At 41.3% G+C, this 13984-nt stretch carries 15 protein-coding genes; 4 read left to right on the top strand and 11 right to left on the bottom strand.

What is annotated here, in order from left to right; all coding sequences use genetic code 11:
- The first annotated feature begins 48 nt into the window (after positions 1-48).
- The gene (locus ACXAFE_RS03265; protein WP_475148585.1) at positions 49-681 is read left to right on the top strand and encodes a 2OG-Fe(II) oxygenase; all 633 of its coding nucleotides are present in this window, start codon (positions 49-51) and stop codon (positions 679-681) included.
- Here the strand turns inward: ACXAFE_RS03265 and ubiA are convergent.
- Positions 671-1537, bottom strand: a complete 867-nt coding sequence (gene ubiA / locus ACXAFE_RS03260) for a 4-hydroxybenzoate octaprenyltransferase (protein ID WP_475148582.1) — start codon at positions 1535-1537, stop codon at positions 671-673. The two genes, ACXAFE_RS03265 and ubiA, sit on opposite strands and share 11 nt — an antisense overlap.
- 2 nt (positions 1538-1539) lie before the next feature.
- Positions 1540-2073 (bottom strand): chorismate--pyruvate lyase family protein, encoded by a 534-nt coding sequence (locus ACXAFE_RS03255; RefSeq protein WP_475148579.1) that lies wholly within the window; start codon positions 2071-2073, stop codon positions 1540-1542.
- Between the two features lie 168 nt (positions 2074-2241).
- Between ACXAFE_RS03255 and ACXAFE_RS03250 the strand changes: the two genes are divergently transcribed.
- Positions 2242-2637 carry a flagellar basal body-associated protein FliL gene (locus ACXAFE_RS03250; protein ID WP_395390259.1) on the top strand — a complete coding sequence of 132 codons (396 nt, stop codon included), beginning with the start codon at positions 2242-2244 and terminating at the stop codon, positions 2635-2637.
- Positions 2638-2655: 18 nt separating this feature from the next.
- Here the strand turns inward: ACXAFE_RS03250 and glpG are convergent, their stop codons facing one another.
- From glpG to ACXAFE_RS03220, 6 genes are all read right to left on the bottom strand, one after another.
- Complete coding sequence (gene glpG / locus ACXAFE_RS03245; RefSeq protein WP_475148573.1) at positions 2656-3483, bottom strand: rhomboid family intramembrane serine protease GlpG; 828 nt, start codon at positions 3481-3483, stop codon at positions 2656-2658.
- Positions 3484-3488: 5 nt separating this feature from the next.
- On the bottom strand, positions 3489-3812 hold the full coding sequence (glpE, locus tag ACXAFE_RS03240; RefSeq protein WP_475148570.1) for a thiosulfate sulfurtransferase GlpE: 324 nt from the start codon (positions 3810-3812) through the stop codon (positions 3489-3491).
- A gap of 58 nt (positions 3813-3870) precedes the next feature.
- Entirely contained in the window at positions 3871-4896 is a 1026-nt protein-coding gene (gene tdh, locus ACXAFE_RS03235) for an L-threonine 3-dehydrogenase (RefSeq protein WP_054978625.1), read from the bottom strand.
- Between the two features lie 47 nt (positions 4897-4943).
- Entirely contained in the window at positions 4944-6140 is a 1197-nt protein-coding gene (locus ACXAFE_RS03230) for a glycine C-acetyltransferase (RefSeq protein WP_010560850.1), read from the bottom strand.
- 234 nt (positions 6141-6374) lie between these two features.
- Positions 6375-6932 (bottom strand): D-glycero-beta-D-manno-heptose 1,7-bisphosphate 7-phosphatase, encoded by a 558-nt coding sequence (gene gmhB, locus ACXAFE_RS03225; protein ID WP_475148566.1) that lies wholly within the window; start codon positions 6930-6932, stop codon positions 6375-6377.
- Positions 6932-7984, bottom strand: a complete 1053-nt coding sequence (locus ACXAFE_RS03220) for a glycosyltransferase family 9 protein (RefSeq protein ID WP_475148561.1) — start codon at positions 7982-7984, stop codon at positions 6932-6934. Before ACXAFE_RS03220 ends, gmhB begins: the two co-directional genes overlap by 1 nt.
- 101 nt (positions 7985-8085) lie before the next feature.
- Here ACXAFE_RS03220 and ACXAFE_RS03215 point away from each other — a divergent pair, with 101 nt between their 5' ends.
- A complete protein-coding gene (locus tag ACXAFE_RS03215; protein WP_475148558.1) occupies positions 8086-8808 on the top strand; it encodes a 3-deoxy-D-manno-octulosonic acid kinase in 723 nt (240 codons plus the stop codon).
- A 19-nt stretch (positions 8809-8827) separates the two neighbouring features.
- Here ACXAFE_RS03215 and hldE read toward each other — a convergent pair whose 3' ends face one another.
- Together hldE and ACXAFE_RS03205 are read right to left on the bottom strand one after the other, a co-directional pair.
- Positions 8828-10276, bottom strand: a complete 1449-nt coding sequence (gene hldE / locus ACXAFE_RS03210) for a bifunctional D-glycero-beta-D-manno-heptose-7-phosphate kinase/D-glycero-beta-D-manno-heptose 1-phosphate adenylyltransferase HldE (RefSeq protein ID WP_475148555.1) — start codon at positions 10274-10276, stop codon at positions 8828-8830.
- A gap of 9 nt (positions 10277-10285) precedes the next feature.
- The gene (locus ACXAFE_RS03205; protein ID WP_475148553.1) at positions 10286-10867 is read right to left on the bottom strand and encodes a D-sedoheptulose-7-phosphate isomerase; all 582 of its coding nucleotides are present in this window, start codon (positions 10865-10867) and stop codon (positions 10286-10288) included.
- Between the two features lie 183 nt (positions 10868-11050).
- On the opposite strand from ACXAFE_RS03205, the gene ACXAFE_RS03200 reads away from it, so the two are divergent.
- Positions 11051-12169 (top strand): glycosyltransferase family 9 protein, encoded by a 1119-nt coding sequence (locus tag ACXAFE_RS03200; RefSeq protein WP_475148550.1) that lies wholly within the window; start codon positions 11051-11053, stop codon positions 12167-12169.
- A gap of 338 nt (positions 12170-12507) precedes the next feature.
- Here the strand turns inward: ACXAFE_RS03200 and ACXAFE_RS03195 are convergent, their stop codons facing one another.
- Positions 12508-13920: a capsule assembly Wzi family protein gene (locus tag ACXAFE_RS03195; protein ID WP_475148546.1), complete on the bottom strand. Its 1413-nt coding sequence runs from the start codon at positions 13918-13920 to the stop codon at positions 12508-12510.
- Positions 13921-13984: the final 64 nt, after the last annotated feature.

Genomic DNA, 13984 nt, shown 5'->3' with positions numbered 1-13984 from the left:
ACTAAATGTTCTTTAAAATGACGCCAATTTTTATATTTGGCGTTATTTATGAACTGCTCACCCGAGACCTTTTTATACCTCGACAATCTGCTCGATAACATAGCAGAAAACGGCTATTGCATTATCGAAAATGCGATTTCTGCAGAGTTAATAACTCAATTACAACAGCAATGTGAAGCGCAAGAAACACAATTTCAACACGCTAAAATCGGACGCCATCAGGATTTACAGCAAGCAAGCTCAATTCGTAGCGATAAAACAAAATGGTTTAATGGTGAAACAGCTGCCGAAACAAGTTACCTAGCCCTTATGGAGCAAATTAGAGTAGCAATCAACCAAAGCTTTTACCTTGGCCTATTTGATTACGAATGCCATTTTGCGATTTATCAGCAAGGTGATTTTTATAAGAAGCATTTAGATGCGTTTAAAGGTAAATCAAACCGTGTATTTACCACAGTTTGCTATTTAAATACCCCAAGCCAAGGCGGCGAGTTATTAATTTACCCTGAAAAAGGCAAAGAACCACTCACTAAAGTAGCACCTAAGGCTGGTACGTTAATTTGTTTTGAGAGTGAACGCTTTCCGCACGAAGTATTAGCAGCTGGTAACACTCGCTACTCTATTGCTGGTTGGTTTAGAAAGAATAATTCAAGCACAAACTTTGTTGACCCTAACCAATAAAGCTTGCAGCTATGCCCATAAATATAAATAACCCAACGTAATTATTGTTTAAGAACGCCCAAAAACAGGCATCGCGGTCGCGGTGCTTAATTTTTGCTTGCTGATGCGCCAACAAAAATGCTGATAGCAACACGCCAACGTCAAATGGCCATGGCAAATTGCGGTTGAAACCAATAAATACTAAAGTCAGTAAAAAAGCGATTTGCAGTATAAATACCGCGGCTTTATCGAAACGGCCAAACAAAATAGCGGTAGATTTAACCCCAATTTTCACATCATCGTCCCTGTCCACCATGCCATACATGGTATCGTATGCCACAGTCCAAACGAGGTTAGCAAAATACAGCCACCACGCTTCCTCTGGTACTTCACCAAGCACAGCCATATACGCCATTGGAATCGACCAACTAAATGCGGCGCCGAGTACGACTTGAGGCAAATGGGTATAGCGCTTCATGAAGGGATAACAAAATGCTAATGCTAACGCCCCAAACGACAGTAACACGGTTTGCCAATTTAAAAATAGCACCAAGATAAATGCTATTAAAATCAGAAGAGTAAAAAGTTGTATCGCCTCTAGGGGTGTTGCTTTACCGGATGCTAATGGGCGCATATGAGTGCGTTTAACTAAACCGTCCACTTTACGATCAGCAAAGTCATTAATTACACAGCCAGCGCTGCGCATAACAAATACACCAGCGCTAAAAATAAGCAAAATCGTTAAATCTGGCACACCAGAACTCGCTAGCCATAGTGCCCAGTATGTTGGCCATAACAAAAGCAAGGTACCGATTGGTTTATCAGTGCGCATTAAGGCTTTATAAGCATCACGATTTTGCCATGTTAGCTGGATCATAGTTATTCAAATGCTCCTGGTAAAAAGGCTTCACACACCATTAGTTTTAGGTCTGCTAAATGAAATACACTGCGACGAGCTGAAACATCAGCGATTTCAAGCGACAAGTCTTGTAGTAACGAGTGAAGTTGTGCACTGCCCGAAAACTGGGTGATCATTAAATCTTCCCGCACTAAATTAGGGTGCTGAAAAATAAACTCACCGAGCGGACGCTCTCCCAAATTTAAAAACAGACTATTGTCAGTTAATTGCTCAAGTGGGATCCAGCTTTGCGCATACACCCGTGGTTTTTCATCGCCATATAAAATAACTTCGCGGCATAACGCAGCTTGCTGCTCAGCACCTAATACATTGGCTTGCTGTGCGCTGAGCGTAATGTGCTTTTCACTTAGCACGCGCACACTAAATTGCGAAAACGTTTGCTTCAACTTAGCAGTAAGCGAACCGGTTTCTAACAACCACTCACTCTGCACACTATTTAGCTGGGTAAAATTTTGATGCCACTGAGCCGAAATATCTAAAGGGAAAGTTACCACAATAACCTGCTGCGAAAAAAAATCGCACCATTTTAGCACTGGATAACAGTGAGCTAAATGGTAAATTAAATTTTCAATTAAATTACGTTTAAGTGACTAGTAAAAAGCCCATAATCAAGTATTATTATTGTTAAGTTACTATGGGAAAAACAAGGTGTTAGTCACGCAATGCGTAGCCTATCGATATTTCTAATTACACTTTTTTTATCACTATCAACGCCTAAGGCCGAGGCTGCGTCTAATTTTGGTTATTTTGGCTTTGAGCCAGATATCATTACTAACTACATTGCGACGTCAAATAAAAAATTAGGTTACGTTAGAGTAACAGTTGAACTAATGATTAAAGATATGGGTAATTTAGAAGTGGTTGAACACCACTCACCTTTATTACGTGATGCGATTGTAGAAATCATTAGCAAAGAGCAAGAAGAACACGTTAAATCATTAACTGGCCGTGAGGAAATTCGCAAACGTTGCAGCGAGCGAATAAAAGAGTTACTAAAAGAAGAGACAGGGCAAGAAGTTGTGCACGATGTGCTATTTACTAAGTACCTGTATTACTAAATAAAAAGAAAAGCAAAGTTAATTAACCTTGCTTTTTTTATGACTACTTGCAGCTAATACGCCAAGTACAGCACCGGCAATCAATCCACCTAAATGTGCCCAATTCGCCATATTGATAAACAACACGTCAGCAAAACCTAGTACCAGCCACACCAACATAAAGCCAACAATGGATGGGTTAACGGCTAATTTGCTATTGCCAGTAATATGACCATACAACCAACAAAAACCCAATAAACCATAAACCACACCTGATAGGCCGCCAAAGTTAGCATTCACCAACACGAACTGAAGCCAGTTACTGGCAAGAGCAGTAACAATAAATACCAACACTAAAAAGCGTTTACCTAATCGCTCTGCTATTTTATCGCCAAGGTACATCCACCACATCAAATTAAAAATTAAATGCATTGCTGAAAAATGCATAATAGTGGGCGCAAGCCAAGTATGTGGTGCATTAGGGGCAAACTGAAGGTATGGAAACAACCACTCAAAACCGCCTAAAACAAACGCCCCATATACCAAAATTGATAACAATGACACGCTCTGGATAAGTAGTGATAGCTTTAAAAATCGCGGTACCAAGTTAAGTGAGCTGCCGCCATAACTTAGCCCACTATTGGTTGAACCAACCTGCCAAGATGCCTCAAGATACTTTGCTTGGTTAGGGTTGGCTTGAAATTGCGCTAACTCTTTTTCAGCGGCTTCAAACTGACTCTCTGACACCAGCAATACAACGGTTTCTCTGTTAATTGGCTTTGATTCACAGTGAATATTAATGCTATTGAGGTAATCACAAAAACCTTGTGCAGCCCTTACATTACTTAGCGTAGTAAGTTGCTTCACAATGATTACGCACCTGACTCAACATTATCAGCTTGCTCAGTACCCCACGCGGCAAAGCCACCGTCCATGCTGTAAACATCTTCAAAACCCTGCTCAACCAGATAGTTCGCAGCACTTTGTGAACTAATACCGTGGTAACACACAACAACTATCGGTTGCTCATAATCTTTTTCATTTAAAAATTGTGCCAAATTCTCATTCGACAAGCGCTCAGATCCAGGAATACGTGCTGAGCTGAAACTATTTGGATCACGAATATCGGCAATAACAACATTGTCATTTGTAAGAAGTGTTGCTGTTTGCGACACTGAAATATGTTTGTATGACATATATACCTCAATAAAAAAGGGAGCAAATGCTCCCTTTATAATATCATCAAGCGATAGCTTAATCCCAATTTAAAATAACTTTGCCTGACTGACCTGAAATCATCGTATCAAAGCCTTGTTGGAAGTCATCAATGTGGAATTCGTGAGTAATAATTGGTGATAAATCTAAGCCAGATTGAATCAAACTTGCCATTTTGTACCAAGTTTCAAACATTTCGCGGCCATAAATACCTTTAATAATTAACCCTTTAAAAATAACCTGATTCCAGTCAACCGCCATATCTGATGGTGGAATACCTAGCATGGCAATTTTACCGCCATGGTTCATGTTATTTAGCATGCTATTAAACGCGCTCGGTACACCTGACATTTCAAGGCCAATATCAAAGCCTTCTGTCATACCAAGCTCATTCATCACATCTTCTAATTTCTCGTTCGCCACGTTTACCGCGCGTGTTGCACCCATTTTACGTGCAAGGTCTAAACGGTATTCGTTTACATCCGTAATCACCACATGGCGAGCACCCACATGTTTAGCAACAGCAGCCGCCATAATGCCAATAGGGCCAGCACCTGTGATCAGTACATCTTCACCGACTAAATCAAACGATAGTGCTGTGTGAACAGCATTGCCAAATGGGTCAAAAATTGATGCTAATTCATCAGGGATGTTGTCAGGAATTTTAAACGCATTGTATGCAGGAATAACTAGGTATTCGGCAAATGCACCTTCGCGGTTTACACCTACACCTGTAGTGTTTCGACATAAGTGAACACGACCGGCACGACAGTTACGACAGTGACCACAAGTAATATGGCCTTCACCTGATACGCGATCACCCACTTTAAAACCACGAACTTCTTGGCCCATATCCACTACTTCGCCAACGTATTCGTGACCCACAACCATAGGTACAGGAATGGTATTTTGTGACCATTCGTCCCACTTGTAGATATGTACATCCGTACCACAAATCGCTGTTTTGCGGATTTTAATTAATAAGTCATTGTGGCCAACTTCCGGTTTAGCCGTTTCTGTCATCCAGATCCCTGGTTCAGCTTTAAGTTTTGATAATGCTTTCATCTTTTTACTCACAAAAAAGGCCTGTTATCTAACAGGCCAATATCAAATTAAATGATACCTAATTCTTTACCAATACGGGTAAATGCAGCAATTGCTTTATCTAGTTGCTCACGGGTATGCGCAGCGGAAATCTGTGTACGAATACGCGCTTGCCCTTTTGGTACAACAGGGAATGAGAAACCTGTTACGTAAATGCCTTCAGCCAGTAACTTATCAGCCATTTCAGCTGCTAATTTAGCATCGCCTAACATTACAGGAATAATTGCGTGATCTTTACCTGCACAAGTAAAGCCAACCGCTTCCATTTGCTCTCGGAAATACGCCGCATTTTGCCAAAGTGTATCGCGCAACTCTTTACCATCTGCAAGCATATCAAGTACTTTGATTGATGCTGTAACGATTGAAGGCGCAAGAGAGTTTGAGAATAAGTAAGGACGAGAACGCTGACGTAGCCATTCTACAATTTCAGCTTTACCTGACGTATAACCGCCCGATGCACCACCTAGCGCTTTACCTAATGTACCCGTGATAATATCTACGCGGTCCATTACATTACAATACTCAGGTGTACCGCGACCGTTTTCGCCAACAAAACCCACCGCGTGCGAATCATCAACCATTACCAGTGCATCGTATTTGTCAGCCAAATCACATAACGCTTCTAAGTTACAAATAACGCCGTCCATTGAGAACACACCATCTGTAGCAATTAGTTTGGTTTTAACACCCGCTTCATCAGCAGCAATTAATTGCTGCTCTAAATCAGCCATGTCGTTATTGGCATAACGGAAACGTTTTGCTTTACATAAGCGAACACCATCAATAATTGATGCATGGTTTAACGAGTCAGAAATAATCGCATCTTCTGGGCCTAAAATTGTTTCAAAAAGGCCTGCATTAGCATCGAAGCAAGATGAATAAAGAATGGTATCTTCAGTTTGTAAGAAATTACTGATTTTTGCTTCTAACGTTTTATGAATGTCTTGTGTACCACAAATAAAGCGTACTGATGCCACACCAAAACCGTGGTCATCTAATCCAGCTTTTGCCGCATTAATTAACTCTGGGTGATTTGCTAAACCTAAGTAGTTATTTGCACAAAAGTTGATTACTGAGTCGCCAGATGCAACTTCAATTTCAGCTTGTTGTTGTGACGTGATTACACGTTCACTTTTGTATAATCCATCTTCTTTTACTTGTTCAATCTGTTGTTTAAGCTGATCAAAAAATGCAGATGCTCTCATCCAAAGTCTCCAATGCCTAATAGAACGGGTTGCTCGCACGTTTTCCACACATACGTTAAAAACGGCGAATGCTAAGCCTTAAAATTGTAGCTTATATTTAAAGGGGTAATTGTAAAAGGTTAGGTTGATAAATGCACTTAATACTAGTAAATGCGATTAGAAAAGTAGATAAAACTAAAACCAAATAAAAATGCAGTTTAATAAACTGCATTTTAAATAGTTCACTAATTAATCCTAGGTGTTTTCACTAAACTTTTCACTGGCACAATTCAGCGATTGCCACACGTCATCAGCTAACGCCATAGTTTGCGCGTCAAACGATTGCCCGGACTGAACAAGAATCTTCTTACTAAACCCTGCCGCCTTTGCAGCTAACATATCTGAGCCTTTATCGCCAAACATAATGCATTTTGATGGGTCCAGCTCGAGTTCTTTCACACCTTGTAAGAGCATGCCTGGCTTTGGTTTTCTGCAATCACATTGCTGTTTATAGTGTGCAACACCTTTCGTTGGGTGATGCGGGCAAAAGTAGACTTTGCTAATTTCCACATTACGTTGTTTAAACTGCGCCACCATCCAATCGGTAAGTGTATGAAAATCTTGTTCAGTATAGTAACCGCGCCCAATACCTGACTGATTCGTTACGATTACAATTTTGTAACCCGCGGCCTGAAATAACTGACACGCTTCAAATACACCTACAATAAATTCAAAATCATCAATTTTATAAACATAGGCGTGGTCAACGTTAACAACACCATCTCTATCGAGAAAAACAGCCTTGTCACTCATTACAATGCCTTTTCATTTACAACACGGTCAAACATCTCTTTAACGCTGTCTACGCTAATTTGTTGCATTAGATCTTTACCTTTTACACGTGTACCCCATGGCAATTGGGTTGCTGTTTTGCCCGTTTGCTTTTTTAGGTTTTGATGATAAACCTCAACCACATAATCTTGGTATAAATAAGGTCCAGTACGTGCCGGATTCGAATGTGCATATAGCCCAATTACCGGTGTACCCATAGTCACTGCCATATGTGCAGGACCGGTATCTGGCGCAATGACAAGGGAAGCACTTTCTAACACGCATAACAATTGTTTTAAGTTTGTTTTGCCAACAAGGTTAAGTGCTGTTGATTTCATCGCACTTTCAATTTGCTTTGCTAGTGTGACTTCGAGCTCTGTAGGGCCGCCCGTTATAACCACACTAAATCCTTGCTGCACCGCATAATCCGCTATTTCGGCATAGCGCTCTGGTAACCAATTGCGCTCAGCTTTACTTGCAGCAGGCGAAAGCACCAATACATTATCGCCAAGTGGCGATAATGTTTCTTCAGCAAAGTCTCTGTCATCTTGGGTTACTGGCATCTGCCACGATGGCTCATAATGCGGCACACCTATGGCTTTTGCGAAACCACGAAAACCCTCGAGAACATGCGCTTCTTTCTCAGCCGCAATACGGTGGTTAGTAAATAAAAAGTGGCCTTCTTTAGCGCGCTGCCAATCAAATCCAACTTTTACTTTTGCAGGAATAACACGCGCCGCTAAATTTGCACGCAGCGCAACTTGCATGTGCAATAGCACATCAAACTTACGTCCTTTAAAATGTTCTTTAAGTGAGTGATAAGCCGCTTTGCCTTGTTTTTTATCAAAAACAACCAGCTCAACTCCCGGTAAATCAGCTAATAACATCGCCTCTATTTTTCCAACAACCCATGTAATTTTAGCGTTTGGGTAATGACGCTGAATTGCCTGCACCGCGGAAACGGCATGACATACATCACCGATTGCTGAAAGACGTAAAATACAAATATCGTTGAACGGCCCTTGTAAGCTCACAATTTACCTAAAAACATATAAATAGATGCGTGCAGTTTAACGTAAATTAAAACTTGGTATAATCCCTTTTTGCACGCAATTACTATTTAGTTTAAATCGCCATGCTGTCATTTCAAAAACACGGTTCAGCCACCATCATTACCCCAAGGAACTTGGACGGTACGTTCGATCCCAATTTATTTGATGTTGAATATTTAAGCCGTAATGATTTGATTAGCGCCAAAAAACGTGGCCGTGCAACAACTTACTTTTTTAATTGTGGTAACACAACGGGTGTACTTCGCCATTACTGGCGTGGTGGCTTAATTGGTAAACTATTGTCCGATCAATACCTGTATTTGGGCTTTGAAAAAACAAGAACATACCAAGAATTCAAGTTATTAGTAGAGCTTGAGAATATTGGCCTGTCCGTACCTAAACCAATTGCAGCTAAGGTAGTAAAATCGGGATTAATCTATCGTGGAGATATTATTACCGAGGCAATACCACACTCGCAAAGTCTGCTCGATGTGCTAAAAATCCGAGCACTAAGTGAAAAAGAGCTTACTGATTGCGCCAAAACGATTGCCGATTTTCATAATCACGGCGTTAATCATGCCGACCTTAATATCAATAATATTTTAATTAGTGATGGACGCATTTTTTTAATCGATTTTGACCGTGGCACTCGTGCTGCATTCAACCCACAAGAAGCACAAAGTAATATTACACGCCTAAATCGCTCATTCGATAAAGAAGCTAATCGCAATACACAATTTTATTGGCAAGAAAAAGATTGGCAGGTGTTTTTTGAGGTGTATAACAGCGCACTAAAAACTGCTTAGTGCGCCAATAAAGAGGTGGTTACTCGCTATCGCTTTGAATTTTATGAATAACGTTCGATGTTGAGCAGCCATTTACAAATTCCAGCACCTCAACTTGACCACCGTTTGCAAGTACAAAATCAGCGCCTGCAATTTCCGACACTTTATAATCGCCGCCTTTCACCAGAACATCTGGCTTTACAAGTTCAATCAGCTTAGCCGGGGTGTCATTTTCGGCTTCAGAACCAAACGGGATCACCCAATCTACCGATGCTAACGCGCTGATCACGGTGGCACGCTCATCTAGTGGATTAATAGGTCGCGTTGGCCCTTTCAAACGGCTAATCGACTCGTCATTGTTCAAACCCACAACTAACTTATCACCACGCGCTTTAGCTTGCGCCAAATAGCGCACATGCCCTGCGTGTAAAATATCAAAGCAACCATTGGTAAAGACAATTTTTTCACCGCGCAGACGAGCTAGCTCAATATGATGCAGTACTTCTTGTGCTGGCGCTTGGTACTGCTCACCAGTTTCACGTAAATATTGCGTTAGTTTAGCACTTAGCTCTTCTGGTGATACTGTGGCAGCTCCCAGTTTTGCAACTACTAAGCCTGCTGCAATGTTTGCAATTTCAACGGCTTGCGCTGCTGGCATGCCTGTACTTAACATTACCGCCAATGTTGCGATTACCGTATCACCGGCACCCGTAACATCTGACACTTCTAATACTTGCGCTGCAAAATCGTGTTTTTCACTCGGCGTAATTAGCGACATACCTTGCTCTGAACGCGTTAGCAGCATGCTACCTAAACCACACTCAGCAATAATATCGCGCGCACTTTGCGTGATTGTTGCTTCATCACCTACAACACCACCAGCCGCTTTAAACTCAGTAAGATTTGGCGTAATAAAATCGGCTCCGCGGTAATCCGCCAGCTGTTTTGACTTCGGGTCAACTAAAACCGTTTTGTCTGCACCTTTTGCAACGGCAATCATATCCGCAATTAAATGCAGTGAGCCTTTGTTGTAATCAGAAAATACCACCAGATCAAAATCGTGAATCAGGGTTTTAAGCTGCTCAAGCAAGAGCTGTGAATGGGTTTCGCTAAAACGCTCTTCAAGATCTAGACGCACGACTTGTTGGTGACGGCTAATAACGCGCATTTTTGCGATTGTTGGCGCCTCTGACTGACGAATAAGCTGAGAATCAATATTCTCTGACTTTAGTAATGCCTCAAGACTGTGTCCGTTATCGTCATCGCCGATAATGCCAAGCAAACTTACCTTACCATCAAGGTGTGCGATATTTTTTGCAACGTTTGCCGCACCACCAGCTTTATCTTCAAGTCCACTGACTTTTACCACTGGCACCGGCGCTTCAGGTGAAATACGCCCAGTATCACCATGCCAGTAACGATCTAGCATAACGTCGCCAACAACTAAAATTTTGCTGTTTGATAACTGATTAAAATACGATAAATCCATAATCAACACTTAGCTCTTTTGGGCAACTAGCATATCAATTGCTTCACATAACCAATGGCCAATAAACATATGCGCTTCTTGAATACGGGCAGTTTCATCGTTTGCAATAATAATGGGTAAACGTGCGATGTCTTTTACCTTGCCGCCATCACGACCGGTTAATGCCACCGTGTAGGCACCAATTTTGTTTGCCGCTTCTAGTGCGAGATTAATATTGGCACTGGTGCCTGAAGTCGTTAAACCAATCACTAAATCTTCTGCTTTGCAAAGTGCCTGAACTTGGCGTTCAAATACCGTATCAAAGTGATAGTCATTAGCATGCGCGGTTAAAATTGACGTATCCGTTGTAAGTGCAATGGATGCTAAAGGACCACGTTCATTCTTATAACGCACTACAAACTCAGCGGCTAAATGTTGCGAGTCAGCTGCACTGCCGCCATTACCAAACCAAATTACTTTGCCGCCTTTATCTAAGGTTTCTTGGCAAGCTTGTAACAGTAATAGTGATTGTTGTTGGTATTGCTCCATAATAGCAAACACTTTGCGGTGACGTTCTAAGCTTGCTAAGTATGAGTTTGTAATCGCTTCCATAGGTCTATGTTTATTGCATCTATAAATAGTTAACTTCATTTTATAACGAATCGTCTTAAAATGGCGAGGCTTGTTAACCAATCTTAACAAATGGCTTTGTTAAACTTTTAAGAATCTTTAAATTTACTACCCTTGCAGCAGGGTTGTTTGTTACAATTCCCGTTCATGCGCAGGGAGATTTAAGTGCATCAAAGCAAGCATTCAACCACAACTCAAATACAAGTTCCTGAACTGACTCTCAAAAAAGGCAGTAAAGTACTCTACATGACTCACCTTGCATTAGGTGATTATGTCTATCAGGGCGCATTTCTAAAAGCCCTATCAAAGCAGTACCCTGATGTGCAAATTGACGTGTGGATTGACGATTGTCGCAACAAGAAAAAATCTTGGCATTCAGGCAGGAACTCTACTTTGCAGCAGTGGCTAGCAAAAGAGAACCACCTAAATACCATATACCCCATTGCCAGTAGTAACGAGCACAGAGAGCAATTAATCGCTGATGCAAAAAATCAGCAGTATGATTTTATTGTCTTTGTTGCCACTACACGCGCACCAGCCTATTTAAAAGTAGCACAAGCAATCAACGCAAACGCCACCATAGTTGGCACCGAGCCTAAAAATATTTTGTCGCGTTTGTTTTATCGCAACCAGTACAAATCATTAAGTACTACAATTGCACTGTCTGAATTAGCTACCAGCCAGCATATTAGTGATTTTTATAACCATATTTTTTCTCGCCTGTTTGCTGTTTCGCTTGATGAACAACAGCGCTCTCGCGAAATTTTGGTCACAAACTCACTGGGTGAACAAGGCAAACAACAAATTAACGCATGGCGTAACGCTAAGAACTTAAGTAATGGGCCGACTATTTTCATTAATCATATTTCGACTAATGAAAAACGTGACTGGCAACTATCACAATTAGCTGAATTAACAGCAAAACTAACTGAAAAGTCACCTAATACACTGTTTGTGTTAAACGCGCCGCCGCATAAATTTGGTGAAGTTTCTAACTGGTGTGCACAGCAAACAAACATTGCTGTAGAAGCATTTTCAGCAACTAAGGATTTCTTTGAGCTACCGAGTGTTATGCAAGCCTGCGACTTAGTCATTTCTGTTGAAACTGCGATTATGCATATCGCAAGCAGCTTATCACTGCCACAGATCGCATTGATTAGAGAGTCGGCATCTAGCTGGCGCCCGCTTAAAGCAAACTCAGTTCTTGAGGGTAAAAAGCGAGTTGATAATATTGCCGCTTCGGAAGTCGTCGTTGCTGCTGAGAATATTCTGAAGTTAGCCTAAGGTCTGCCCACCTTTACTGTTCTATTTTTGTTCTCTTTGAGCGTGCTTTTATCGCGACGCTCGATGTGTGGCCTAGCAATCTAAGCGAATATCGAGCAAAGCTTCCGCGTCCTGCTCACGCCCCTTACCTGCATCCATATAAGCAACAATGAAAAAAGTACGCTCAAAAGAACCGTCCGGCAGCGCTTGATTGGGTTTTCTACTGTGTTATCGGCTGACTCACATAGAATAACTATGCCACGCAGCCTCTGCCTTGTATAAAACCCAATCAAACTACTGCAAAAACGAACTTGAAAGGTCAACAGACCCTAGATCGAACTCTAGGCCATACTCAATGGTTACCAAAACATGGTTACAGATAAATAACCATAACTTTCATCGTAAACGTTTTTTCCACCCATTAAACTGGTTTCAACACGGTATTCACCGACTTTACGACTGTTAAGCACAGATAACGAATAAGCGCGCTGGTAATCGTCGCTGTCATTATTTTGCGTGCTTAGCTTAAACTGCCAAGAGCTCAATACCGATTCAAAATAATCATAATTAATGGTGTGTACATCAGCCGGTACACCATCGCCGAAATTACGATTGTCAGCTGCAAAATGACCAAATTTGAAGCCTTCATTAGTGTTCCCATTTTTATATAAGTGGTGAACGTACCATGCAGTATTCCACTTGTTATATTCATATCTTAATGAAGAGTTATAATTAAATTTTGGTAAGAACATACCAAATGAAATGGTTTGATTGCCAAATTTAAAATTGCTGCCATGCAAGGTATCTTCAGCACCATATTCTGCATAAATCTCAATTGGTGTTACCCAATCAAAATAAACACTAGAGGTAAACGAGATCATTTGGTCACCAAATTCATCGTCTGTGCTCAAGTCATTATCAGCATTGTCGTTACCTGATGGGTCAAAAAATGCTTTAAAGATATCACTGATATCCGTCTCACGCGGGCCACCACCAAACTGCATCACACGGTTAAAGCCTATTTTCCAGCCGTGTAGCGGTTCAATTGAACCATGCATTCCAACAAGTTCAGGGCTGCCGTCGTGCCATTCACCTTGATACTGAATACCCTCTTTTACTTCATCGAGTTCGGTATAAAACAATTCAAAATCGAGGTTCCACCAGTTATTAAGCGGCTCAACCGTGCCTAGTGAAATACTCATTGGCATTTGTGCGTTATTCGACATAATTTGCGCCGAATTTTTAAATGGTGAATACCAGTGATCTCTGTAACCAATATCTAGTTGCAGGTTTGCTGCAGCCATGCTCAGTGTCGAATTATAAGCGACTAAGTCTTGACCTTTAACGCGGTAATCTACGCCTATTTGTGCCAACATAAAGTCATTAGGGCGCCAAATACCTTCGAAAAAACCTTGCGCATATTCATCGGTTGTTAAACCGCGCTGGTTAGCAATCGGCATCGTATCACCGCTACTTGCTGTAGTTCGTAAACCATAACGGCTGATTTTGTCTTCACCACGATAACGTTTCAACTCGCCCACTAAGTAACGATACAATCTACTGTCTTTTTGTTTTAGTTGCCTAAGTGCAAGGTCGACTTCACTTAACGCATACGGCTTATGCATAGGCGTACCACGGGTAAGTACAAACATGCGATCAAGTTGGCTTTCTAAGTGGGCGTCTATGCCCAAAGGCAAATATACAGTGGGTTTTGCAGCACTTTCTGTTGCAACAAATGCCCCTGCAATAATAAGTAAATTACTGAGTTTCATAGGCGAAGTCGTTATAAAATTATCCATTCATGATAACAAAACGCCATCACATAGCGCAGCAAAA

It is taken from the genome of Pseudoalteromonas sp. ABV4_021, assembly GCF_056159365.1.
Note: the sequence above shows the minus strand (reverse complement) of the source record. Positions and strands in the feature narration are given on the sequence as shown.

Coding starts and splice junctions, on each gene's coding strand:
- ACXAFE_RS03265 (WP_475148585.1), top strand. CDS start 49: ATGAACTGCTCACCCGAGACCTTTTTATACCTCGACAATCTGCTCGAT.
- ubiA (WP_475148582.1), bottom strand. CDS start 1,537: ATGATCCAGCTAACATGGCAAAATCGTGATGCTTATAAAGCCTTAATG.
- ACXAFE_RS03250 (WP_395390259.1), top strand. CDS start 2,242: ATGCGTAGCCTATCGATATTTCTAATTACACTTTTTTTATCACTATCA.
- glpE (WP_475148570.1), bottom strand. CDS start 3,812: ATGTCATACAAACATATTTCAGTGTCGCAAACAGCAACACTTCTTACA.
- tdh (WP_054978625.1), bottom strand. CDS start 4,896: ATGAAAGCATTATCAAAACTTAAAGCTGAACCAGGGATCTGGATGACA.
- ACXAFE_RS03230 (WP_010560850.1), bottom strand. CDS start 6,140: ATGAGAGCATCTGCATTTTTTGATCAGCTTAAACAACAGATTGAACAA.
- gmhB (WP_475148566.1), bottom strand. CDS start 6,932: ATGAGTGACAAGGCTGTTTTTCTCGATAGAGATGGTGTTGTTAACGTT.
- ACXAFE_RS03215 (WP_475148558.1), top strand. CDS start 8,086: ATGCTGTCATTTCAAAAACACGGTTCAGCCACCATCATTACCCCAAGG.
- hldE (WP_475148555.1), bottom strand. CDS start 10,276: ATGGATTTATCGTATTTTAATCAGTTATCAAACAGCAAAATTTTAGTT.
- ACXAFE_RS03205 (WP_475148553.1), bottom strand. CDS start 10,867: ATGGAAGCGATTACAAACTCATACTTAGCAAGCTTAGAACGTCACCGC.
- ACXAFE_RS03195 (WP_475148546.1), bottom strand. CDS start 13,920: ATGAAACTCAGTAATTTACTTATTATTGCAGGGGCATTTGTTGCAACA.